Raw genomic sequence first — 22,162 nt, 5'->3', positions numbered from 1 at the left:
CGGCCGTCGAGACGCCCGCTGCCCCGGCCGCCGAGCCGGTGGCCGAGCCCGTCGCGGCGCCGGTGGCCGAGACGCCCGCCGAGCCGGTGGCCGAAGCGCCTGCCGAGCCGGTCGCCACCCCGGCGCCCGCCGAGGCGATCGCCCCGGAGACTCCGGAGGCGCCCGTCGCTCCGGCGCCCGAACCCGTCGTCGTGGAGGCCCCGGCCGCCGGCCCGGTGCCGGTCCCGGCCCCGCGCGAGGGCGAGCCGGAGATCCCGGTCGAGGTGGCCCGTATCCCCGAGCAGTCCGCGCCGGTGACGGATGCTCCGGTGGCCGAGGTTCCGGTGGTGGAGACCCCGGTGGCCCCGGTCGCCGCCGAGGCGCCCGCCGCCCCGGCCGAGCCGGTCACCGAGCCGGTCGCCGTACCCGTGGCCGAGGCGCCCGCCGTACCCGCCGCGCCCGTCGCTGTCGAGACCCCGGTCGCCGCCGAGGCCGTACCGGAGCAGCAGCCCGGCGTTCCGGCCCCTGCCGCCGAACCGGCCCCCGAGGCCGCACCGGAGCAGCCCGCCGCCCCGGCCGAGCCCGCCCCGGCCGAGCCCGCCGCCCCCGAGCCCGCCGAGGCCGTCCAGCCCGAGGCGGCTGCGGAGCCCCAGCCTCAGGCCGAGCCTCAGCCGGAGCCCGAGACCCTGGTCGTATCCGAGGCCCCGGAGGCCCAGGCCCAGACTCCGGAGGCCCAGACCCCGGACGCCCAGGCCCAGCCCGCCCAGGAACCGGCGGCCCCCGAGGCCGAGCCCCAGCCGGAGCCCCCGGCCGAGGCCACCGGCGAGGCGGCGCCCGAAGCGGCCACCGAAGCCGGCGGCGAGCCCGGCACGGAGACCGGCACCGAGCCCGCTGCCGGGACCGGGACCGAAGCCGAGCCCGAGCCCGGAGCCGAAGCCGAGCCCGAGCCCGGAACCGAAGGCGGGACCGAGCCCGACGAGGCCGAGTCCGAGCAGCCCCCGACCGAGCGGGCCCCCGGCTACGCCGAGGCCGAGCGCGAGGCCGTACTCCGGGTGATGCGCGAACGCCGCGACATCCGCAACGGCTTCCGTTCCGACCCGATCCCGCACGAGGTCCTGCTCCGCGTCCTGGAAGCGGCCCACACCGCGCCCAGTGTCGGCCACTCCCAGCCCTGGGACTTCGTCGTCATCCGCTCCGACGAGACCCGTCAGGCGATGCACGAACTCGCCGCGCGCCAGCGCGAGGCGTACGCGAAGTCCCTGCCCAAGGGCCGTGCGAAGCAGTTCAAGGAACTGAAGATCGAGGCCATCCTCGAAACGCCGGTCAACATCGTCGTGACCGCCGACCCCACCCGGGGCGGCCGCCACACCCTCGGCCGCTACACGCAGCCGCAAATGGCCCCGTACTCCTCCGCGCTCGCCGTCGAGAACCTGTGGCTCGCCGCCCGCGCCGAGGGCCTCGGCGTCGGCTGGGTCAGCTTCTTCGACGAGCGCGAGATGGTCCGCACCCTCGGCCTGCCCGAGCACCTGGAAGTCGTCGCGTACCTCTGCGTGGGATACGTCGACGAGTTCCCCGAGGAGCCCGAGCTGATGCAGGCGGGCTGGTCCAAGCGCCGCCCGCTGTCCTGGGTCGTCCACGAGGAGACGTACGGCCGCCGCGCCCTGCCCGGCGAGGAGCCGCACGACCTCCTCCAGGAGACCGTCGCCAACATCCGCCCGCTGGACGCCAAGGCGCTCGGCGAGGCATGGGAGCGGCAGAAGCGCATGACCAAGCCCGCCGGGGCGCTGGGCATGCTGGAGATCATCTCCGCGCAGCTCGCCGGTCTGTCCCGGGTCTCCCCGCCGCCGATCCCCGAGCCGGCCGCCGTCGCGATCTTCGCCGGCGACCACGGGGTGCACGCCCAGGGCGTCACCCCCTGGCCCCAGGAGGTGACCGGCCAGATGGTCGCGAACTTCCTCGGCGGGGGAGCGGTCTGCAACGCCTTCGCCAACCAGGTGGGCGCCGAGGTCTGCGTCGTCGACGTCGGCGTGGCCGCCGAGCTGCCCGCCAGCCCCGGTCTGCTGCCGCGCAAGGTCCGTCCGGGCACGGCGGACATGACGATCGGCCAGGCGATGACCCGCGAGGAGGCGGTCGCCGCCATCGAGGTCGGCATCGAGACCGCCCGCGATCTCGTCGCCGCCGGCAACAAGGCGCTGCTCACCGGCGAGATGGGGATCGCGAACACCACCGCGTCCGCCGCCCTCATCGCCGTGTTCGCCGAGGCCGACCCGGCCGAGGTCACCGGCCGGGGCACCGGCATCAACGACGAGACGCACGCCCGCAAGGTGGACGTGGTCCGCCGGGCGCTCGACCTCCACCAGCCGGACCCGGAGGACCCGATCGGCGTCCTCGCGGCGGTCGGCGGCCTGGAGCACGCGGCGCTCGTCGGCCTGATCCTGGGCGCGTCCTCGCTGCGTACCCCGGTCATCCTCGACGGTGTGTCCACCGGCGCGGCGGCGCTCGTGGCCCGGGCCATCGCGCCCGAGTCGCTCGCGGCGTGCATCGCGGGCCACCGCAGCGCCGAGCCCGGCCATGTCGCGGCCCTCAACAAGCTGGGCCTGCGTCCCCTGGTCGACCTGGACCTGCGCCTCGGCGAGGGTACGGGTGCCCTGCTGGCCCTGCCGGTGGTGCAGAGCGCGGCGCGCGCCATGCACGAGGTGGCGACGTTCGACGCGGCCGGCGTCACCGAGAAGTAGTCACGACACCGTCCCCCGTTGCCCCGGCCGTCGCCGCCGGGGGAGCGGGGGACGCGGGCATGGTGGGGAGCGGAGGCATCCGCTCCCCACGCGCGGTCCGTACGGCCCCGGCCCCGACCCGGCCCGTACGCCCCGCCGTCCCGGGCCATCGCACCCGTACGACTCCTCCCGTACGACCGCGCCTGTACGCCCCCGCCCGCGCGAACGAGACCCGGAACACTCCCTGCCGCCCGCCACGAACGCGCAGGTCACCGATATCGTCAGGTGCGCACCGCACGCACCGTCCCCCACAGGAGCCGCCCGCACCATGACCGCCGCTGCCGAGCACTCCGAGTCCGCCGAGTACCCCGAGTCCGCCGGAACCACCGGTCGGGCCGGGCGCCCCGCGTACGAGCACCCCGCCTACCCCGTCGGACTGCGTCTCGCCGGCCGCCGCGTCGTCGTGTTCGGCGGCGGGCAGGTCGCCCAGCGCCGGCTGCCCGCGCTGATAGCCGCCGGCGCGCGGGTCACCCTGGTCTCCCCGTCCGCCACCCCGTCCGTCGACGCGATGGCGGAGAGCGGCGAGATCACCTGGATCAAGCGCCGTTACGAGAGCGGTGATCTGGCCGATGCCTGGTACGCGCTCGTCGCCACCAGCGACCCGGTCGCCAACGCCGCCATCTCCGCCGAGGCCGAGCTGACCCGGACCTGGTGCGTACGCTCCGACGACGCTGGCGCGGCCACCGCCTGGACCCCGGCGACCGGGCACAGCGAGGGCGTCACGGTCGCGGTCCTGACCGGCCACGACCCGCGCCGCTCGGCGGCCGTGCGGGACGCCGTCGTCGAGGGGCTGCGGGACGGTTCGCTGGCGGCGCCCGCGCACCGCTCCCGTACCCCGTTCGTCGCCCTGGTCGGCGGCGGCCCCGGCGACCCCGATCTGATCACCGTGCGCGGACGCCGGCTGCTCGCCGAGGCGGACGTCGTCATCGCCGACCGGCTCGGCCCCCGCGACCTGCTGAGCGAACTGCCGCCGCACGTCGAGGTGATCGACGCGGCCAAGATCCCGTACGGCCGGTTCATGGCCCAGGAGGCCATCAACAACGCGCTGATCGAGCACGCCAAGGCCGGCAAGTCGGTGGTCCGCCTCAAGGGCGGCGACCCCTTCGTCTTCGGCCGGGGCATGGAGGAGGCGCAGGCGCTCGCCGCCGAGGGCATCGCGTGCACCGTGGTCCCGGGCATCTCCAGCTCGATCTCGGTGCCGGGCGCGGCCGGCATCCCGGTCACCCACCGGGGCGTCGCGCACGAGTTCACCGTGGTCAGCGGTCATGTCGCGCCGGACGACCCGCGCTCGCTCGTCGACTGGGCCTCGCTCGCCCGGCTCACCGGCACCCTGGTGATCCTCATGGGCGTCGACAAGATCGGCCGTATCGCCGAGACCCTGATCGCCCACGGCAAGGCGCCCGGCACCCCGCTGGCCCTCGTCCAGGAGGGCACCACCGCCGCTCAGCGCCGGGTGGATGCGACACTGGCGACCGTGGCCGAGACGGTACGGGCGAACGACGTCCGGCCGCCGGCCGTGATCGTCATCGGCGACGTCGTCGCCGAGGGCCCGGACAAGCCGCTCCCGTAACCGGGGCACCCCCGTACCTCCGTACCCTCGTACCTCCGCACTCCCGCACGCATTGGCACCTCCCACCGGACAAGGCAGTATCACCCCGTGGCCGAACTCATCACGATCGACGACCCCGACGACCCGCGCCTGCGCGACTACACCGGACTGACCGACGTCGAACTGCGGCGCCGGCGCGAACCCGCCGAGGGCCTGTTCATCGCCGAGGGCGAGAAGGTCATCCGCCGCGCCCGGCAGGCGGGGTACGAGATGCGGTCGATGCTGCTGTCGGCGAAGTGGGTCGACACCATGCGCGACGTCATCGACGAGGTCCCGGCGCCGGTGTACGCGGTGCAGCCGGAGCTGGCCGAGCGCGTCACCGGCTACCACGTGCACCGCGGCGCGCTCGCCTCGATGCAGCGCAAGCCGCTGCCGACGGCGACGGAGCTGCTGGGCACCGCCCGCCGGGTCGCCGTCATGGAGTCGGTCAACGACCACACCAACATCGGGGCGATCTTCCGCAGCGCGGCGGCCCTCGGCATGGACGCGGTGCTGCTGTCGCCGGACTGCGCGGACCCGCTCTACCGGCGGTCCGTGAAGGTGTCCATGGGCGCGGTGTTCTCCGTGCCGTACGCCCGGCTGGACACCTGGCCGCGTGGCCTGGAGGCGGTCCGGGAGGCGGGCTTCAAGCTGCTCGCGCTGACCCCGGCGGAGCGTGCGACCTCGATCGACGAGGCGGCCCCGCACCGGCTGGACCGGGTCGCGCTGATGCTGGGCGCGGAGGGCGAGGGCCTGTCCACCCAGGCGCTGCGCGCGGCCGACGAATGGGTGCGGATCCCGATGGCGCACGGGGTGGACTCGCTGAACGTGGGGGCCGCCGCGGCGGTGGCCTTCTACGCGGTGACGAGCGGCCGCCCGCAGGACTGACGCACGGGCCTGGGACCCCGGGTCCTACCGGCCCCCGGGTCCGGGCCGGAGCCGTTACCCCTGGAGCGCCTGGGCGGCCGCGATGCCCAGGGCCACGATCAGCGTCACGACGACGAAGACGAAGAGCCGCTGCCGCAGCAGCCTCGGGTTGGCCGGGCGCAGTCCGGTGGACGTGTTCCGGTTCCCGGGGCGGGTGCCGGGCCGGGACTGCGGGGCCCGCGCGCCGCCGGCGCGCGGACCGGTCGGCCGGGAGGCGGCGGGCCGGGCCTTGCCCGGGCGCCCCTTGCCGCCGGCCGGACGGTCGGGCAGTGGCCGCTCGCCCGCCCGCTCGGAGCGCCGCTCCCCGGGCCGGTCGGAGTGACGCTCACCTGCCCGGTCGCCCGGCCGCTCACTCGCCATCCGATCGCCCGCGCGCTCGGACATCCGGTCGGACATCCGCTCGGACATCCGGTCACCGGGGCGCTCGCCCGGCCGGTCGCCGAGTCGCTCGCCCACCCGTTCCACGGACCGCTCGGTCGCCCGCTCGGTGTACCGCTCCGTCGGCCGCGCGAGACCGCGTTCGTCGCCCCGCTCCCGGGTGCCGGCGGGCCGGGCCGCCGGCAGCCCCTGTGCCTCCCGCGCGGCGATCTCCTTCAGCCGCATGGACAGCTGAAGGGTGCTGGGTCGTTCCTCGGGATCCTTCGCCAGACAGGCCCGTACGAGCGGGGCGAGGGCGTCCGGCACACCCGTCAGCTGCGGTTCCTCGTGCACCACCCGGTAGAGCATGACCTCGGAGCTGCCGTGCCCGAACGGGGAGTCGCCCATCGCCGCGTACGCCAGGGTCGCGCCGAGCGAGAAGACATCGGTCGCCGGGGTCACGGCCGCGCCCCGCACCTGCTCGGGGGCGAGGAAACCGGGGGAGCCGACGGCCGTGCCGACATGGGTGAGGGTGCTCGCGCCGGTCGCCCAGGCGATACCGAAGTCGATGATGCGCGGGCCCTTGGGGGAGAGCAGGATGTTCGACGGCTTGAGGTCCCGGTGCACGACCCCCGCCTCGTGTACGGCCACCAGGCCCTCCGAGAGGGCGGCGCCGATGGCGGCCACGTCGGCGGCCCGCAGCGGACCCTCCTCGGCGACCCGGTCGTGCAGCGACGGCCCGGGGACGTACTGGGTGGCGAACCAGGGCCGCTCGGCCTCCAGGTCGGCGGCGACCAGCCGGGCGGTGCAGCCGCCGCGGATCCGCCGGGCGGCGGACACCTCGCGCGCGAACCGGGAACGGAACTCCTGGTCCTCGGCCAGATCAGGCCGGATGACCTTGAGCGCCACCCGCTGTCCGCGCCGGTCGGAGCCGAGGTACACGACTCCCATCCCGCCGGCTCCGAGCCTGCGGTGGAGCCGGAACGACCCGACGATCCGCGGATCCTCGCGCCGGAGCCGCATCATCGCCATGTCCGTCCCCTCGTCCGTTCGACGTGGCACAGCTTACGTAGTGCCGCCCCGGCCCGCTCACAGGCCGCGCCCTCGGGGCGGTCCGGATTGTCGGTGCCGACGACGGCGTTTGATGGCCGGTCAGCTATACCTCTTGTCAACATCCCGTCTTATCAGGGGCGTTGGCGAGCGCGTCGAGCGACGCCCCGGACACGGCGGGCAAACGTGAGCGACGTCACGGTCCCCCTCAGGGAGGTCCCCGAGACGGGCGCCGGGGTCTCCACCCAGGGGAGTACACCGGGGGAAGCGGGGTCATCCTCCCGGAGGCCCGAAAGCCGGTACGCGGGCATGACGCCCGGGCCGCGCCCGCTGCGTAGATTTGAAATCGAGCGGCGGGTGCAGCACTCGTCCCCCGAGGTCACCGCGTCCGCCGCTCGTCCGACACGACAGACCGACCCGACCACCCGAACAGGATGAGGACCATGGCGTTCCCGGCCCAGCGGCTCACCTCGCGCCCTTCCGGCCGTCGTCACCCCCTGGTGGCGACCGCGATGGTCCTCCCTCTCGCGGCCCTTCTCGTGGTCGTCTTCGGCGGCTGGGACGCGGTGGTCGCACAGGCGTCGTCCGTGGGCGTGATGCTGGGGCGCTGAGCGGCGCCCCGGACCCGGGAGAGCGGCCCGGGTCAGGGACATCCGGCCAACAACCCCGTGGGGACGGGGGTGCGGCGGACGGCAGCGCGGGGCCGGTCGGCTGGGGAGCCGACCGGCTTTCGCGCGTTCCCGGCCGGGTTCCGGGGCCCCCGGGCCCGGGTTTCCGCGCCCCTCTCTCCCCTCCCGCCCCGCGGCCCCGGCTACAGCAACCGCAGGACCGGCGTCTGCGGGAAGTAGTCCAGCATCGCCCATTCGAAGAGGCAGGCGGCGAGCACGGTGTGGCCGGTGGGGTCCGGGAACTTCCATCCGCTCCACAGCCGCATGCCACGGGTCACCCCGTCCTCCTGGAGACGGATGCCGAGCCCCTTCGGCGTGAGCGTCACATCCGAGGACGTACCCGTGAGCCGGACCGACCGCCCGGACCGGAACAACGCGGACGCGGCGGTGAGACGGACGGCGGCGCCGTCGAGCTGTCCGTCGAGTCCGACGCGGACCCGCCGCTGCGCGGCGTATCCAGGAGCGCCGAGAGCGCGGATCGTCAGCCTCTCCTCACCCCGGAGGGACAGGACCCAGTCCTCCCAGGCGTCCGCCGCCGCTTCCGGCGACACACGCGGGTGCGGTCTGCGCGTCAGGGTGACGTCTCCCAGCGGCGTCCTGCCCGTCGTGTGCACCGCCTTGTGTCTCGCCGGCGCGTTCCAGCCGAGAGACCGTTCCTCCCTCAGTTCCCATGCCCCCATACCGAACCCGTGCCTTTCCTCTTGCGTGCGGTGATCGCGCGGGCAGGGCGCGGCGCGCCTTGCCCTCCTTGGAAGGGCCCCCGGGGAGGCAGACTCCGCACCTGACCCGGAGGTTGACCGGCGCGCCCCGGGGAGCACCGGCCCGGGGTGTACCTCCTGCCGCATCGCGGTCCGCCGTAGGCTCCCGGCGTGGACGACACCGCCCCCGGCACCCCCGTACTCCAGGAGCTGCACGCTCTCGCCCGCGCCGCCGCGCACCCCGAGGGGGCGAAGGCGTGTCCCTGCCCGGTGGCCCTGCTGGCCGACCGGGACGACGGGACGGTCGTACGCCACGGGCCCCTCGTCCTCAAGGCGCACGCGCCCCGGACCGCCGCCGAGCCCGGTGACAGGTCCGGTGGTAGGCCCAGGGAAGGGGTCGGGGACGGGGGCGGGGAGGGGGCCGCCGGTGGCGATCTGGACGCGCGGATCGCGGTCGCGGCCCTGCCCGCCCTGGCCGGTGTCCTCCTCCCGCCCCTGCCGGGCGCCGCCCTGCCGGACGTCCCGCTGCCCGGCACCTGTCCGCCGGACGCGTCGTCCCTGCCCCGCGCGCGGACGGCGGTGCTCGGGGACCGCCCGCTCACCCTCTGGCCGTACGGGATACCGGTCGACCCGGACGCCCCCGAGGCGGCCCCCTGGGAAGCGGCGGCCCGGCTGCTCGCCCTGCTGCACCGCACCCCGGCGCCGCCCGGACTGCCCGCCATGCGGGCACCGCTGAAGGCGGCGCTCGCGGTGGACCGGATGCGGCGCGCCGCCCCCGGCCATCCGGCCACCGCCACGGTGCTGCGCGCCTGGCGCACCCTCCCCGAGGAGTACCCCGCCTCCGCCGCGGACCGGCTCTGCCACGGCGACTTCCACCTCGGGCAGCTGGTCCGGGCCCCGCACTGGCGGCTGATCGACGTCGACGACCTCGGCCTCGGCGACCCGGCCTGGGATCTGGCCCGCCCGGCGGCGTGGTTCGCGGCCGGACTGCTGGCACCGGAGGTCTGGGCGCGATTCCTCGGCGCGTACGAGGCGGCCGGCGGCCCGGCGACCGGGTGGCCCGGGAGCGGAGGATCCGATGGGGAGAGCGGCGGCGACCCATGGGCCCGGCTCGACATCCCGGCCCGCGCGCTGACCGTACAGACCGCCGCGCTCGCGCTCGCCAAGTCCACCGCCGAGGGGCGTCCGTTGGACGAGGTGGAGAACGTGATGATCGACACCTGCGCGCGAATCGTCGCGCTCTGAACCGAGTTGGCTCCGACGGCGTCCGCATACAGTGAGATCACCATTCGAACGTCAGGGAGTTGAGACGCGCATGCAGTGTCCCAAGTGCCACGCACCCATGCACACGTACAACCGCAGCGGTGTCCAGATCGAGCAGTGCAGCGGCTGCCGTGGCATCTTCCTGGACTACGGCGAGCTCGAGGCGCTGACCCGCCTGGAGTCCCAGTGGACGCAGCCGGCCCCGCCGCCGGCGTACCCGCCGCAGCCCGCCGCCCCGGCCTGGGGCGCCCCGCACCACGGTGGCCACCACGGCGGCCACCACCACGGTCACCGCGGCTTCGGCCGGCTGCTGTTCTCCTCCTGAGCCCAAAAGCCCCCGAGCCCCTTCGTGTCGTCCGCCCCGCTCCTCGCGGCGGACGGCACGAAGGGGACGGCACGAAGGGGAAGCCCCTCGTCGTACGAAGAGCGTCCGAGGACTGAACGAGAGCACACGAAGAAGCCCCCGGACGCCGAAGCATCCGGGGGCTCTTGTCTGGTGCGCGATACTGGGATTGAACCAGTGACCTCTTCCGTGTCAGGGAAGCGCTCTCCCGCTGAGCTAATCGCGCGGGGGGATCCGTGGACCCAGGATCCGAAGATCCAGTGCGCGATACTGGGATTGAACCAGTGACCTCTTCCGTGTCAGGGAAGCGCTCTCCCGCTGAGCTAATCGCGCGGGCGATCTGTGGATCCGGAGCCCGAAGGCCCGGTGCGCGATACTGGGATTGAACCAGTGACCTCTTCCGTGTCAGGGAAGCGCTCTCCCGCTGAGCTAATCGCGCGGGGGGATCCGTAGATCGAGGACCCGAAGGTCCAGTGGACGATACTGGGATTGAACCAGTGACCTCTTCCGTGTCAGGGAAGCGCTCTCCCGCTGAGCTAATCGTCCTTGGAGGTGGAGACGGGATTTGAACCCGTGTAGACGGCTTTGCAGGCCGTTGCCTCGCCTCTCGGCCACTCCACCAGGAGTGTGTGCAGGGGTTCGGGAAGATCCCCCACATCGAGCGGACGACGAGATTCGAACTCGCGACCCTCACCTTGGCAAGGTGATGCTCTACCAACTGAGCCACGTCCGCTTGTCGTTTCCGTTTCGCTTGCGCGTCCCGGCGACGTGTTGAACTTTAGCGGATTCCTGGGCCAGTACAAAAACGCGTTTCCGCAGCGTGCTGAGCCGCGCACCCGGAAGGTGCCGATCAGGCCCCCGGGCACCCGCCCCGGACTCCTCTCCCGCCCGCCCGGGAGCGAGGTCCGCACGGTGTCCCACGGTGTCCGCGGACGGGTGCGGACGGGTGCGGACGGTCACCGGAGCGAGACGGTCACGGCTGGTCATACGGCTGGTCACACGGCCGGGCGGCAGACGGCCACGGCCCGCGAGGGCCCGCCGGCGGCCCACGACGGGATCCCGGCCGGGGCTCCTAGACTCGACAGGCGTGTACCCCCTCACCCCCATGGCCCGCTTCGGCGGCCTGCTCGCCACGGACCTCCGCGACGTCACCCACGACCCCGAGGCCCTGGACTCCTCCGGCTTCTGGGCCGTCTGCGCGGACTTCGAGGGCCGCCTGACCTGCGCCCGCTTCGGCGACGTACGGCCCGACCCGGTCCCCGCCCCCGTCCCCGGCCGCTGGCGCGGCCCGGCGGCCGGCGACTGGACCTCCTCGCTCGACCGTGCCGCGTACACCGCGGGTGTGCGCCGCATACGCGAGCACATCGCGCGCGGCGAGGTCTATCAGGCGAATCTGTGCCGGGTGATGTCCGCGCCGCTGCCCGACCCGGCGCGCGCGGACGTCGACGCCCTCACCGCTCTCCTCGCGCGCGGCAACCCCGCCCCGTACGCGGGAACGATTCGCCTGCCCGCGCACGGCGTGGAGATCGCCACCGCCTCTCCCGAGCTCTATCTGCGCCGCGACGGCGCCGTCGTCGAGTCCGGCCCCATCAAGGGAACCGGCCGGACCGCCGCCGATCTGCTGGAGAAGGACCACGCCGAGAACGTGATGATCGTGGACCTGGTCCGCAACGACCTGGGCCGCGTCTGCGCCACCGGCTCCGTCACGGTGCCCGCGCTGTGCGCCGTCGAGGAGCACCCCGGTCTGGTCCACCTGGTCTCCACCGTGCGCGGCGAACTGCGCGACGGGGCCGGCTGGCCCGGGCTGCTGGCCGCCACCTTCGCGCCCGGCTCCGTCACCGGCGCCCCCAAGTCCAGCGCGCTGCGGATCATCGACGCCCTGGAGACCGCGCCCCGCGGCCCGTACTGCGGCGGCGTCGGCTGGGTCGACGCGGACCGCCGCACCGGCGAGCTGGCCGTCGGCATCCGCACCTTCTGGATCGACCGGGCGGCGGGAACGCTGCGCTTCGGCACCGGAGCGGGCATCACCTGGGGCTCCGACCCCGAGCGCGAGTGGGCGGAGACCGAGCTGAAGGCGTCCCGGCTGGTCGCGATAGCGTCGGCGGGATCCGAGGAGCACTCGGAGCAGAACGAGGCGAGCGGAAAGGCCATATCTCGATGAAACTCTGGGTCAACGGCGCACTGCACGATGCCGGGGACGCGCTGGTGTCCGTCCTCGACCACGGTCTGACCGTCGGCGACGGCATCTTCGAGACGATCAAGGCCGAGCGCGGCGAGACCTTCGCCCTCACCCTCCATCTGGAGCGGCTGACCCGCTCCGCCCGCGGCCTCGGTCTGCCCGACCCGGACCTGGACGAGGTCCGCCGGGCCTGCGCCGCCGTCCTGGAGGCGAACCCGATGGAGCTGGGCCGGCTCCGTGTCACGTACACCGGCGGGCTCTCCCCGCTCGGCTCCGAGCGCGGTGCGACCGGCCCGAGCCTGATCGTGGCGCTCGGCGCGACCGGCCGCCGCCCCGACTCCACCGCCGTGATCACCGTCCCGTGGACCCGCAACGAGCGCGGCGCGCTCACCGGCCTGAAGACCACGTCGTACGCGGAGAACGTCGTCGCCCTCGCGCGGGCGGCCGAGCGGGGTGCCACGGAGGCACTGTTCGCCAACACGGTCGGGCAGCTGTGCGAGGGCACCGGCTCCAATGTCTTCGTGGTCGTCGACGGCCGGATCCTCACCCCGCCCGTCGCCTCCGGCTGCCTCGCGGGCATCACCCGCGCGCTCGCCGTGGAGTGGACCGGCGCGGAGGAGACCGATCTGCCGCTGGAGATCCTCGACAGCGCCGACGAGATCTTCCTGACCTCGACGCTGCGCGACGTCCAGGCCGTGCACCGGGTGGACGACCGGGATCTGGCCGGGGCGCCGGGGCCGGTCACCGCCAAGGCCATGCGGATATTCGAGGATCGGGCCGCCCAGGACCGGGACCCGCGACTCGGGTGACCGGTCGATCCCGATGACGGACTCGGTCGGTCCGGATCGCCGGCTCCGGTAAACCGGATGACGGACGGGCGGCGGGGTGGGTAGAACACCGGTGATGACCACCACTCTGCGGCCGTCCGAGCCGCTTCAGCAGTCCGCCGACGGCGGCCGTTCCCGCACCTACGACATCTGCGTGAACAGCCGCCGCGTCGGCACCGTCCACCTCGCGACCGACCCGGGCTTCGGCACCTCCATGGCGCGGATCCTGGATCTCGCGGTCGACGAACCGGATCGCGGCCGGGGCCGCGCCACGGTGGCGGCGCTCGCCGCCGAGGAGGTGCTGCGCGGCTGGGGCTGCCACGAGGTGGGGATATCGGCGCCCGCCGGGGTCCCGGCCGCGGTGCGGCTCGCGGAGTCGCTCGGCTACACCGAGCGCAGCCGCAACATGATCAAGGAACTCGCCGCGGAGCCGCCGGAGCTGCCCGAGGGCATCGAGGTCCGCCCGATGACCCAGGCGGAGTTCGACGAGTGGGAGCCCCGGGCCAGGGAGGGCTTCGCGCGCAGCTGGATCGAGCGCGGTGTGCCGGAGGCGGAGGCCCGGGCGAAGGCGGACGCCAGCCACCGGGAGCTGATGCCGGACGGTCTCGCCACCGAGGACCTGGCGATGAACGTCGCGGTCCGGGACGGGCGGGTCGTGGGCTGGATCTGGACCGGCGCCCGTGAGGTCGAGCCGGGGACGAGAGCCGGTTTCGTGTACGACATCGAGGTCGCGCCGGAGTGGCGCGGCCATGGCTACGGCCGGGCGCTGATGCTGCTCGCCGAGCGGGTCGTGGCGGGGGCGGGGGAGCGGCTGATCGGACTGCACGTCTTCACGGGCAACACTCCGGCGATCCGGCTCTACGAGTCGCTGGGCTACCGCACGACGCACGTGAACGGGTCCAAGAAGCTGATCTGAGGCGCTCTGAGGTGCTCTGGGGGCCCTGAAGTGCCCCGGGGGTCCCCGAGGAACCCCGAGGGACCCTAGGGGTTCCTCGGGAGTACGGCACCGCCCCTGCCCCCGACTGCCCGTCGCGCGGTACGGCGGCGGGGCGGGGGAGCAGGGGCGGTGGGGGAGCGGCGGGGGTCAGCCCGCCAGGAGGCGGTCGGCGATCTCCTCGATCCGGGCGCGCAGGCCCTCCTGGCTCTTGCCGCCGTCCAGCCGCTCGCCGCCGATGACGTAGGTGGGGGTGCCGGTGACCTTGAGGGCCTGGCCCTCCGCCTGGTCGGCGTCGACCGTGAGCAGGTGCCGGCCGTCGATCAGCGCGGTGTCGAACTCCTCGGCGTCCAGGCCGAGTTCGGCCGCCACCTCCATGAGTACCGGCTCGCCCCGGTCGCGCAGCTGCTCGGTCCGGGCCAGCAGCGCCTCCGTGTACTTCCGGCCCTTGCCCTGGGCGTACGCCTCCTCGGCGGCCTGGGCGGCGGCGTAGGCGTGCTTGTTCTTCGGCAGCGGGAAGTGGCGCAGCTGGATGTCGAGGCGCTCGCCGTACTTCTCCCGCAGGGCGTTCAGGTCGCCGAGGGCCGTGAAGCAGTCGGGGCACTGCAGGTCGAACCAGGCTTCCAGGGCGACGGGGGAAGCGGGGGTGCCGGGGGTGGTGGACTCACTCATGGGAAGAGTCTCGCATTGGCCGTTCCCTGGGGGACGACCCGGAGATGTCCCTGATCCGGGCCGGGAACCATGGCCCCGGACGGGACGGACGGTGCAGGATGGAGAAGACGGATCGCCCGGATTCAGGAGGATCGCATGCTTGCCGAGACCATTTGTTCCGCGGTGTCCGCGGCGGGCCTGGGCATCGCCGCGATCACGGCGTATCGCAAGCGGTTCCTGGCCGCGACCCGCATCGCCGCCTATTCGCTCGTGCCGCTGGGACTGGTGATGACGGGCGCGATCGACTGGGTGGCGAATCTGCTGACCTTCAGTCCGACGGTCTGGATCGGCTTCGGTCTGCTCGGTCTGTCCTGGCTGCTGTTCTCGTCCGCGAGAGCGATAGAGCGGCGCCGGGCCGGGCGGGGCGAGGTCACCGGGGCCGGAACCGGGCGCGCCGCCGCCCCGGTCGCACCCGCCGCGCCTGCCGCGTCCGCGCCGTCGCTCGGCACGGGCCGGCCGAGTGCGCCGGCGAAGCCGCAGCGGGCCGCCAAGGCCGGCGAGGACGACTTCAGCGACATCGAGGCGATTTTGAAGAAGCACGGAATATGACCGTGGCCGCGTCACGGTCCGACCGGTTCTGACGCTTCTCGGATCCCGAGTCCACGGGATGGGGTGAACCGAGCCCGCCAAGGGGCCTTTACGGGCTTTTGGGGCTCTCGAGTGCGCAATCATCCCCCCGCCATGCTCGATACCTCGCGGGATTCCGCCCACCGCCCTGCCGCCCCTCCTGCCGAGGAGCCGCGCGGCTGCCTGTTCGCCCTGTCCCAGCCGCCACTGATGATCTTCCTGGGGGTGATCGGCGGCCTGATTCTCATGGCCGCTGTGCACGACCTGTTCCTGTTGTGAGTCCGCCCGCGGGCCGGGCGGGGCCCCGAGGTCCCGAGGCCCCCCGGATCAGCCCGCGGCTTCCTTGCGGCGCGCCCGGTAGGCGGCGACGTGCAGACGGTTGCCGCAGGTGCGGCTGTCGCAGTAGCGGCGCGAGCGGTTGCGGGAGAGGTCCACGAAGGCCCGTCCGCAATCGGGGGCCTCACAGCGCCGCAGCCGCTCCTGCTCGCCCGCGACGACGATGAAGGCCAGCGCCATGCCGCAGTCGGCGGCCAGGTGGTCGGCGACGGAGGCGCCGGGCGCGAAGTAGTGCACGTGCCAGTCGTAGCCGTCGTGGTCGGTCAGCTGCGGGGTGGTGCCGGCGGCGGCGACCAGCTGGTTGATCAGGGTGGCCGCGATCCTGGCGTCCGGCGCCGAGAAGACGGCGGTGAAGCGCTCGCGCACCTCCAGGACGGCCCGCAGGTCCCCGGTCCCCAGTTCGCCCACGTCACTGATCTTGTGGCCGCCCACGAAGGCCCGCAGGGCCCGGACGTCGGACAGCTCGTCGTCCCGGCCGTCGCGGGGCGCGGTGTTCATCAGGTCGACGACGGTGTCGAGGGCGGTGCGGGTGTCGTGGGGGATCAGCACGATTCGCTCCCTGGCCGGGTACGGGCGGGCGCCCGCGGAATTGCGCTGACTCTAGCGTGACCCGGAAACGGGCAACGGCGTCCTCCGCCGCGCCGGACGCGCGGTGGAGGACGCCGAGGGACATACCGTGCCGCTTCTCGCGCGGCGCCGTCTCCCCGAGTCGGACGGCGCCGGGCGGCTCCCGGACTGGCTCAGCTGTCGGCCAGGATGTGGGAGAGCTCCGTATCGAGGTCGAAGTGCCGGTGTTCGGTGCCCGGCGGCACGGCTGCGTCGGTCCGCTTGAGGAACGACTCCAGGGCCCTCGCTGGGGCCTCGAGGAGGGCCTCGCCCTCCGGGGAACTCAGTGCGATGCAGACGACTCCCTGACCGTGGCTGCGGGACGGCCAGACCCGGACGTCGCCCGTGCCGGTGGGCCGGTGCAGCCCCTCGGCGAGAAGGTCGCGGGCGAAGACCCACTCGACCGTCTCCTCGGCTCCGGTGTGGAAGGTGGCGTGCACGGCATACGGATCGGCCGTGTCATACCGCAGGCCCGCGGGTACAGGCAGTGAGGACTCGCTCGACACAACGAGGCGCAGGTGCAGCTCGCAGCTGACCGTGGTGTTCATAAGCGCCAGGGCCTTTCGCTCAGTGTGCGCTCGGGGATTCGCACGTCGGCGAAATCGACATGCCACCTACGGTGCCGTTGTAAACCCCTCTGTCTGTTTTGTGATCGTTCGGGTAGCTCGATTGGTGGCGTGTGACTTTGGGTAATACCGCCATTTCAGGGGGGTGTGCCGGTCCGGTAAGTTGGGGCCATGAATGCGGACAGTGACGAGCGGGCGGGGGAGTCCGCGGCCGACGGGGCGGGCGGCGGAGAGCCGGCCGAGCATGCCCCACTGGGGTCCCGGGCCCCCGAATTCGTCAAAGCGCGCCGGAGCCTGCATGTGGGCTGGCAGGTCGGCGTGTTCCTGGTCGGTCTCGCCGTGGTCGGCGCGGGCATCGTCATGCTGCCCCTGCCCGGTCCCGGCTGGCTGGTGATCTTCGCGGGCATGGCGATCTGGGCCACCGAGTTCGTCTGGGCCCAGCTGGTGCTGCGCTGGACCAAGCGCAAGGTCACCGAGGCCGCGCAGCGCGCCCTCGACCCGAAGGTCCGGCGCCGGAACCTGATCCTCACGGCCGTCGGTCTGGTGATCGTGGCCGTGCTGGTCGGCATCTACGTGTGGAAGTTCGGCATCGTCATGCCGTGGAAGATCCACGAGTGACCCGGGGCGGCCCGGGGTGGTTCGGAAGCCCCGCTGACATGCGGTAATGTTTGCGGTGCGCCGGGGCGATTAGCTCAGCGGGAGAGCACTTCGTTCACACCGAAGGGGTCACTGGTTCGATCCCAGTATCGCCCACCACCCGGCCCGAAGGCCCGGAGACAGTCACTGTCTCCGGGCCTTCGGCATTCCCGTGCCACCGGCCCCTCCGGCGGCACGGGAAACGGTCAGCGCATCCGCCCCAGCCGGTCCCGGAGCCGCCGGGCGTCGCGCAGCCGCTGCTCGTACGTCGCCCCCACCGCGAGCAGCAGCCCGCCCGCCAGCGCCGGCGGCAGCCAGCGCGGCAGCGCGCCCACCACCTGCACCACGTACGGCGCCAGCTCGTGCAGCCCGTTCAGGACCAGCACCGCCCCGCCGAGCAGCAGCGGCGCCCGCAGCCGGAACCGCGCCCCGAGCAGCGTCACCACCAGCGCCGCGAGGCCCAGCAGCAGCGGCCGCACCCAGGACGGGTCGGCCCACGCCGCGCACAGGCTCGGCACCAGCGCCGCCGTCAGACCCGGCCCGTACGCCACCCAGGACGACGCCTCCGGATCGCGCCGCCGCCGCACCACGCCCACCACCAGGGCCAGGGCCGCCGGCGGCAGCGCGTACGCCTCCGGCGCCACCACCTCCCACAGCGCCAGCCGTACCCACGTCGCCGAGACGAACAGCACCGCCGCCACCCACGAGGCGAGCGGCCGCCGTGCGGACCGCAGCGCCGTCGCCGCCGCGACCGTCCCGCCGAGGGCGAGCCCGAGCGCCAGCAGCTCAGGCCGCGCCGAGGCCGCCGCGAGCCCGCACAGCCCCACCCCGGCGCCCGTCGCCTCCACCACCACACCCGGCAGGCCGGGCCCGGACCGCCGCCCCAGCCCGGCCGTCCCCGCGGGCACCACGAGCAGCAGGAGCCCGGCCACCGCGAGCCCGGTGTGCGCGGCGGCCGCCCCGGCGCAGACCAGACCGGCCACCGTCACCACCGCCGCACCGGCCGCCACGAGCCGCCGGGCCCCGTCCGCCCGCACCGCGACCCCGCCGAACAGCACGGCGAGCACGCCGAGCACCGCGAACGTCGCCCCCCGTACGTCCAGCGCCAGGGCCACCGCCCCCACGGCCGACGCGAGACCGCAGCCGTACGCGAGCCACCCGGCGGCCGGCGACCTGCGAGCCGCCCGCACCACCCCCGCGCCCAGCGCGAGCCCCGCCGCGGCTGTGACGAGCCGGAGCGTCACCGAGGCCGCGTACGGCAGCTCCAGGGACACCGGCAGCGCCGTGAGCAGCGCCCAGCCGCACCCGAGGGCCGCACAGCGCGCCCAGAGCCGGGGGACGAAGGCCAGTGCCCCCGCCGCGAGCAGCGGCACCACCGGGGCGGTCGCCGGGAAGCCGGTCAGGACGGGCGTGGCGTGCGTGCCCGACCAGACGGCGCCCGTACGCGCCAGCGGACCGAGCAGACCCGCCGCGACGGGCGGCAGCGCCCACAGCGCGGTGAGCGCGAGCACCCCCGCGCCCGCCGCGGCCAGACCGTGCCGTATCGCCTGCCCGGCCCTGATGCCCGCGCGCAGCGCCACCGCCGCCAGGAGCACCGCGCACAGCGCGTACCCCGGCGCCGCCCAGTCGGCCGGGACTGCCTGCCGCAGCAGACCGCCCGAGGCCGCGAGCACCGCCACCCCCGCCGCCGTCGCGGCGGCGAGCGCGGCCGGCGCGTGGCGCGTCGCCAGGTACAGCAGCACCAGCGCGACCGCGAGGAGGGGGGCGGCGGCCCGGCCGGGCGCGTACGAGGACACCACCAGACCGGTCGCGAGCGCCCAGCCGCCCAGCAGACCCGCCCCGGCGGCGGCCGTCGCGCGGACCGGGGCCGGCAGCCCCGCCCGCAGTGCCGGCACCAGGTCCACCGCGGCCGTGACCAGCGCCGCCCAGACGAACGCCACCAGACCGCCGTCCAGGGCCCACACCGCGAGGAGCGCCGCCGACTGGGCCACCGCCACCGCCGCCGGCCACGGGATCCGCAGCCCGCGCAGCGAGGAGCCGTACGCCGCCCAGCCGGCCGCCAAGGCCACCGACGCCCCCGCCGCGTACGCCGCGAAACCCGTCTCCGGCAGGGCCACCCGCTGCACCGCGTACGCGTCCAGGACCGTCAGCACCAGCCCCAGCGCGGCCACCGCCTCCGCCGTCGCCGCGAGCCCCCGGCGCAGCAGTCCCACCGGCGCGAGGAGCGCGGCCGACGTGACCACCGCGAGCACCACCGTCCGGCCGCCGATGCCCATCGAGCCCCAGCTCACCAGCGTGAACACGAGCGCGGCCACGGTCAGCAGCGCCCCGCCGAGGGTCAGCAGCACGTTCTGGGTGCTGTGCGGCGTCGCCTCCGGGCGCGGAGCCGGGGGAGCGGGCCACGAGGCGCCGGGCGCGGGCGGCCCGCCCGGCGGCCCCCACGCCACCGGTGCCTGCGCTTGCGTCTGCGGGCGCAGCACCCGCAGCAGCCAGTCCCGGCGCAGCAGCAACTGGGCCCGGTGGGCGTCGAGTCGGGCCAGTTCGCGGTCGACGAGCACCAGCTCTTCCGCGGGAGGCAACGAGGATTCCATGGCCGGAGTGTGCGCCGGGGCACCCGGCCGGGGGATGCGCGCGGATACTCAGTCCGCGTCTGAGTACCTGCGTGCCGGGCAGACTGAGGTCATGGACTGGTGCCGCTACCGCTTCCGCAGCGTCTGGCGTCTCGCCGCCCCGCCCGAGGCCGTCTACGCCGTCCTGGAGCGCGCCGAGGAGTACCCGCGGTGGTGGCCCCAGGTACGCGAGGTCGTCCCGCGGGGCGAGCGCACCGGCACCGCCCGCTTCCGCTCCGTCCTCCCCTACGACCTCGTCGTCACAGCCGAGGCCCGGCGCCGCGACCCGGTGGCGGGCGTCCTGGAGGTCGGGCTCGGCGGCGACCTCGCGGGGTGGGCCCGCTGGACCCTCACCGCCCTGCCCGGCCACGCCGGCACCCGCGCCCTCTACGAGCAGGAGGTCGAGGTGCGCGATCCGCTGATGCGGGCGTTCGCCGTCCCCGGACGGCTGCTGTTCCGCGCCAACCATGCCCTGATGATGCGCGGCGGACGCCGTGGCCTGGCCGCCCACCTGCGCACCCCGGCATCGCCGGTTTGAACGAAACCCGCGAGGGCCTGTATGGTTCAACCCGTTGCCCGGGCGATTAGCTCAGCGGGAGAGCACTTCGTTCACACCGAAGGGGTCACTGGTTCGATCCCAGTATCGCCCACCGGGTCAGGCCGGTCCGTCAGTTGACGGACCGGCCTTTGCCATTCCCGGCCCCGCCGCTGAAATGCCGGTGCGCCGGTGCCGCTGGTGCGCCGGTGCGCTGCGGGCCCGGTCCCGCTCAGGCCACCGCGGGCAGCTCGGGCCGCAGCGGCCACGCCGGGTCCACCGTCTCCGGCGTCCCCTGCCGGGTGAACCACGCCTGAAGCCCCCGCGCCTGTGCCGCGTGCCACACCGCCTGGAGGGTGTGCAGCTCGCCCGGCGACAGCCGTTCCAGCCGCCCCGCGAACCGCCGCCCCACCGCCCGTACGACCTCCAGCGCCGCACTCGCGTCGGCCGCCGCGTCGTGCGCCCCGTCCAGCACCACCTCGTACTGGTCGCACAGATCGGTCAGCGTCCGGCGGCCCTTGCGATAGCGGTCCAGATGCTTGTCCAGGACCCGCGGGTCCAGGACGCACAGCGGCACGCTGTCCAGATAGCGGCCCAGCGAGGACGCGCGGTGCCGGCGCAGCTCCCGGTCCAGGATCGTCAGATCGAACGGCGCGTTCATCACCACCAGCGGGCGGCCCGCCGCGATCTGCTCCGCTATCGCCCGGGCCACCTCCTCCACCACCGGCGACGGCCAGCGGCCGTTGCGCTGGAGATGGCGATCCGTCAGACCGTGGACCGCGGTCGCCTCCGGCGGCACCGGTATGCCCGGATTCACCAGCCAGCGGGTCACCCTCGGCCGGGTGCCCGCCGCGTCCTGGACGACGAGGGCGGCCGACACGATCCGGTCCTCCTCGACGTCGACTCCCGTGGTCTCCGTGTCGAATGCGGCCAGGGGCCCCTCGTACCACTGCGTCGTCATCCCCGAACTCCTCGCACGCGCGCGGCAGATGGCCAACCCCCTGCCCCGATTCGTAGATACCCGGGCTGTTTGCGCCGTACGCGGACCGGTCACAACAACAAGGACGGGGAAGGGAATCGACATGGCGCTCGCCCAGCCCGAGTCGGGAGGGCTGCCGCCCCAGCGGGAAGCCCCCCTGCGTGGTTCACTCGCCACCACCGCGTGCATGGAGACCCTGCAGGTGGGATACCTCCACGCGGTCGCGGCGGCGGCAGGATGCTCGCTGTCGCAGCCGTTCCCGGACAACGGCATCGACTGGCATGTGAGCCACAGCGCGGCCGGTCACACCGTCGACGACGAAGTGACCATCAAAGTCCAGCTCAAATGCACCTACCAGATACCGCCGCGGGTGCCCGGAACGGCGGCCGGGGCATCCGCGGCGTTCTCGTTCACGCTCGACAACGACCACCTGGTGAAACTCGCCCGCACCCCCGTGGCGGTGCACAAGATCCTCGTGGTGATGCTCGTGCCGCGGAGCCAGGACGACTGGCTGCGGGCCGGGCACGACCGGCTCGACCTGCGGCACTGCTGCTACTGGATCAACCTGGCCGGCCACCCGGTCACGGGCCGCCACCGGACCACCGTGCGCGTCCCGACGACAAGGATCTTCGACGACCGGGCGCTGTGCGAGATCATGGCGCGGGTCGGCGTGGGAGGGAGACCCTGATGCACCGGCCGATGGACGAACCCGAGTACGGCTCCATCCCCCCGCCTCCCTCCGCCCACACGACCTCACGGTCCCAGCCGTACCCCCGGCCCCATCCCCACCCGCACCCCCACCCCCCTCACCCGGAATCGCCACCCCATCCCGTGCCCGGCGGCCGGCCCGGCCACTGGAGCGGCGTACCCGCCGCGCCCCCCGGCCCCTGGGCCGACGCCGGGGACACCCCCGACCCCGGCCGTGTCGACCCCCGCGACCGCGAGGAGCGCCGTCACCAGGTCGGCCGAGCGTTCCAGGGCGACCGCGACGTACCCTTCGGGGCCCGCGCCCCGGGCGGCGAGCAGCCGG

Annotated in this window: 22 protein-coding genes and 8 tRNA genes; 16 read left to right on the top strand and 14 right to left on the bottom strand. The window is 74.3% G+C overall.

Annotation, left to right across the window (positions count from 1 at the left end; genetic code table 11):
- The 3 genes from cobT to ABZ990_RS29450 form a co-directional block, all read left to right on the top strand.
- A partial coding sequence (cobT, locus tag ABZ990_RS29460) for a nicotinate-nucleotide--dimethylbenzimidazole phosphoribosyltransferase (RefSeq protein ID WP_361238078.1) occupies positions 1-2,714 on the top strand: 2,714 nt, incomplete at its 5' end.
- A gap of 307 nt (positions 2,715-3,021) precedes the next feature.
- Positions 3,022-4,323, top strand: a complete 1,302-nt coding sequence (gene cobA / locus ABZ990_RS29455) for a uroporphyrinogen-III C-methyltransferase (RefSeq protein WP_361238075.1) — start codon at positions 3,022-3,024, stop codon at positions 4,321-4,323.
- 87 nt (positions 4,324-4,410) lie between these two features.
- Entirely contained in the window at positions 4,411-5,229 is an 819-nt protein-coding gene (locus tag ABZ990_RS29450; protein WP_361238072.1) for an RNA methyltransferase, read from the top strand.
- A 54-nt stretch (positions 5,230-5,283) separates the two neighbouring features.
- Here the strand turns inward: ABZ990_RS29450 and ABZ990_RS29445 are convergent, their stop codons facing one another.
- The gene (locus ABZ990_RS29445) at positions 5,284-6,657 is read right to left on the bottom strand and encodes a protein kinase (RefSeq protein WP_361238069.1); all 1,374 of its coding nucleotides are present in this window, start codon (positions 6,655-6,657) and stop codon (positions 5,284-5,286) included.
- 461 nt (positions 6,658-7,118) lie between these two features.
- Between ABZ990_RS29445 and ABZ990_RS29440 the strand changes: the two genes are divergently transcribed.
- Positions 7,119-7,286 (top strand): hypothetical protein, encoded by a 168-nt coding sequence (locus ABZ990_RS29440; RefSeq protein WP_361238067.1) that lies wholly within the window; start codon positions 7,119-7,121, stop codon positions 7,284-7,286.
- Between the two features lie 200 nt (positions 7,287-7,486).
- Here the strand turns inward: ABZ990_RS29440 and ABZ990_RS29435 are convergent, their stop codons facing one another.
- Entirely contained in the window at positions 7,487-7,894 is a 408-nt protein-coding gene (locus ABZ990_RS29435) for a hypothetical protein (RefSeq protein ID WP_361238064.1), read from the bottom strand.
- 318 nt (positions 7,895-8,212) lie between these two features.
- Between ABZ990_RS29435 and ABZ990_RS29430 the strand changes: the two genes are divergently transcribed.
- Both ABZ990_RS29430 and ABZ990_RS29425 read left to right on the top strand, forming a co-directional pair.
- The gene (locus ABZ990_RS29430; protein WP_361238061.1) at positions 8,213-9,286 is read left to right on the top strand and encodes a phosphotransferase; all 1,074 of its coding nucleotides are present in this window, start codon (positions 8,213-8,215) and stop codon (positions 9,284-9,286) included.
- 70 nt (positions 9,287-9,356) lie between these two features.
- Positions 9,357-9,629 (top strand): zf-TFIIB domain-containing protein, encoded by a 273-nt coding sequence (locus ABZ990_RS29425; protein WP_361238059.1) that lies wholly within the window; start codon positions 9,357-9,359, stop codon positions 9,627-9,629.
- A gap of 169 nt (positions 9,630-9,798) precedes the next feature.
- Here the strand turns inward: ABZ990_RS29425 and ABZ990_RS29420 are convergent.
- From ABZ990_RS29420 to ABZ990_RS29395, 6 genes are all read right to left on the bottom strand, one after another.
- Positions 9,799-9,873: transfer RNA gene (locus tag ABZ990_RS29420), tRNA-Val, on the bottom strand.
- A gap of 35 nt (positions 9,874-9,908) precedes the next feature.
- Positions 9,909-9,980 (bottom strand) — tRNA-Val (locus ABZ990_RS29415).
- A 34-nt stretch (positions 9,981-10,014) separates the two neighbouring features.
- Positions 10,015-10,086, bottom strand: a tRNA-Val gene (locus ABZ990_RS29410).
- Between the two features lie 35 nt (positions 10,087-10,121).
- Positions 10,122-10,193 (bottom strand) — tRNA-Val (locus ABZ990_RS29405).
- 1 nt (position 10,194) lies between these two features.
- Positions 10,195-10,268 (bottom strand) — tRNA-Cys (locus tag ABZ990_RS29400).
- Positions 10,269-10,307: 39 nt separating this feature from the next.
- Positions 10,308-10,380: transfer RNA gene (locus ABZ990_RS29395), tRNA-Gly, on the bottom strand.
- A gap of 354 nt (positions 10,381-10,734) precedes the next feature.
- On the opposite strand from ABZ990_RS29395, the gene ABZ990_RS29390 reads away from it, so the two are divergent.
- The 3 genes from ABZ990_RS29390 (at position 10,735) to ABZ990_RS29380 (ending at position 13,569) form a co-directional block, all read left to right on the top strand.
- Positions 10,735-11,808: a chorismate-binding protein gene (locus tag ABZ990_RS29390; protein WP_361238056.1), complete on the top strand. Its 1,074-nt coding sequence runs from the start codon at positions 10,735-10,737 to the stop codon at positions 11,806-11,808.
- Positions 11,805-12,635: an aminodeoxychorismate lyase gene (locus ABZ990_RS29385; RefSeq protein ID WP_361238054.1), complete on the top strand. Its 831-nt coding sequence runs from the start codon at positions 11,805-11,807 to the stop codon at positions 12,633-12,635. The genes ABZ990_RS29390 and ABZ990_RS29385 overlap by 4 nt, the downstream gene beginning before the upstream one ends.
- Before the next feature lie 94 nt (positions 12,636-12,729).
- The gene (locus ABZ990_RS29380; RefSeq protein WP_361238051.1) at positions 12,730-13,569 is read left to right on the top strand and encodes a GNAT family N-acetyltransferase; all 840 of its coding nucleotides are present in this window, start codon (positions 12,730-12,732) and stop codon (positions 13,567-13,569) included.
- Between the two features lie 168 nt (positions 13,570-13,737).
- Here the strand turns inward: ABZ990_RS29380 and ABZ990_RS29375 are convergent, their stop codons facing one another.
- Positions 13,738-14,259: a DsbA family protein gene (locus tag ABZ990_RS29375; protein WP_361238048.1), complete on the bottom strand. Its 522-nt coding sequence runs from the start codon at positions 14,257-14,259 to the stop codon at positions 13,738-13,740.
- Positions 14,260-14,394: 135 nt separating this feature from the next.
- Between ABZ990_RS29375 and ABZ990_RS29370 the strand changes: the two genes are divergently transcribed.
- Both ABZ990_RS29370 and ABZ990_RS29365 read left to right on the top strand, forming a co-directional pair.
- Entirely contained in the window at positions 14,395-14,847 is a 453-nt protein-coding gene (locus ABZ990_RS29370) for a hypothetical protein (RefSeq protein ID WP_361238045.1), read from the top strand.
- A 132-nt stretch (positions 14,848-14,979) separates the two neighbouring features.
- The gene (locus ABZ990_RS29365) at positions 14,980-15,144 is read left to right on the top strand and encodes a hypothetical protein (RefSeq protein ID WP_361238042.1); all 165 of its coding nucleotides are present in this window, start codon (positions 14,980-14,982) and stop codon (positions 15,142-15,144) included.
- A gap of 48 nt (positions 15,145-15,192) precedes the next feature.
- On the opposite strand, the gene ABZ990_RS29360 is transcribed toward ABZ990_RS29365, so the two are convergent.
- Both ABZ990_RS29360 and ABZ990_RS29355 read right to left on the bottom strand, forming a co-directional pair.
- Positions 15,193-15,750 (bottom strand): CGNR zinc finger domain-containing protein, encoded by a 558-nt coding sequence (locus tag ABZ990_RS29360; RefSeq protein ID WP_361238039.1) that lies wholly within the window; start codon positions 15,748-15,750, stop codon positions 15,193-15,195.
- Between the two features lie 191 nt (positions 15,751-15,941).
- Positions 15,942-16,355: an SsgA family sporulation/cell division regulator gene (locus tag ABZ990_RS29355; RefSeq protein WP_015032345.1), complete on the bottom strand. Its 414-nt coding sequence runs from the start codon at positions 16,353-16,355 to the stop codon at positions 15,942-15,944.
- A gap of 189 nt (positions 16,356-16,544) precedes the next feature.
- Between ABZ990_RS29355 and ABZ990_RS29350 the strand changes: the two genes are divergently transcribed.
- Positions 16,545-16,991, top strand: coding sequence for a TIGR02611 family protein (locus ABZ990_RS29350; protein WP_361238036.1), 447 nt, complete (start codon positions 16,545-16,547; stop codon positions 16,989-16,991).
- A 63-nt stretch (positions 16,992-17,054) separates the two neighbouring features.
- A tRNA-Val gene (locus ABZ990_RS29345) sits at positions 17,055-17,129 on the top strand.
- An 86-nt stretch (positions 17,130-17,215) separates the two neighbouring features.
- Here the strand turns inward: ABZ990_RS29345 and ABZ990_RS29340 are convergent.
- Entirely contained in the window at positions 17,216-19,600 is a 2,385-nt protein-coding gene (locus ABZ990_RS29340) for a hypothetical protein (RefSeq protein ID WP_361238034.1), read from the bottom strand.
- A 91-nt stretch (positions 19,601-19,691) separates the two neighbouring features.
- Between ABZ990_RS29340 and ABZ990_RS29335 the strand changes: the two genes are divergently transcribed.
- Positions 19,692-20,156 carry an SRPBCC family protein gene (locus ABZ990_RS29335; protein ID WP_361238031.1) on the top strand — a complete coding sequence of 155 codons (465 nt, stop codon included), beginning with the start codon at positions 19,692-19,694 and terminating at the stop codon, positions 20,154-20,156.
- A gap of 40 nt (positions 20,157-20,196) precedes the next feature.
- A tRNA-Val gene (locus ABZ990_RS29330) sits at positions 20,197-20,268 on the top strand.
- Positions 20,269-20,385: 117 nt separating this feature from the next.
- Here the strand turns inward: ABZ990_RS29330 and ABZ990_RS29325 are convergent.
- Positions 20,386-21,114 carry a 3'-5' exonuclease gene (locus ABZ990_RS29325; protein WP_361238029.1) on the bottom strand — a complete coding sequence of 243 codons (729 nt, stop codon included), beginning with the start codon at positions 21,112-21,114 and terminating at the stop codon, positions 20,386-20,388.
- A 121-nt stretch (positions 21,115-21,235) separates the two neighbouring features.
- Here ABZ990_RS29325 and ABZ990_RS29320 point away from each other — a divergent pair, with 121 nt between their 5' ends.
- Complete coding sequence (locus ABZ990_RS29320) at positions 21,236-21,820, top strand: DUF4365 domain-containing protein (RefSeq protein ID WP_361238026.1); 585 nt, start codon at positions 21,236-21,238, stop codon at positions 21,818-21,820.
- Between the two features lie 65 nt (positions 21,821-21,885).
- On the opposite strand, the gene ABZ990_RS29315 is transcribed toward ABZ990_RS29320, so the two are convergent.
- The coding region (locus ABZ990_RS29315) for a hypothetical protein (RefSeq protein WP_361238024.1) at positions 21,886-22,162 on the bottom strand (277 nt) is incomplete at its 5' end.

Source organism: Streptomyces sp. NPDC046203 (assembly GCF_040646255.1).
Taxonomy (GTDB): domain Bacteria; phylum Actinomycetota; class Actinomycetes; order Streptomycetales; family Streptomycetaceae; genus Streptomyces.
Note: the sequence above shows the minus strand (reverse complement) of the source record. Positions and strands in the feature narration are given on the sequence as shown.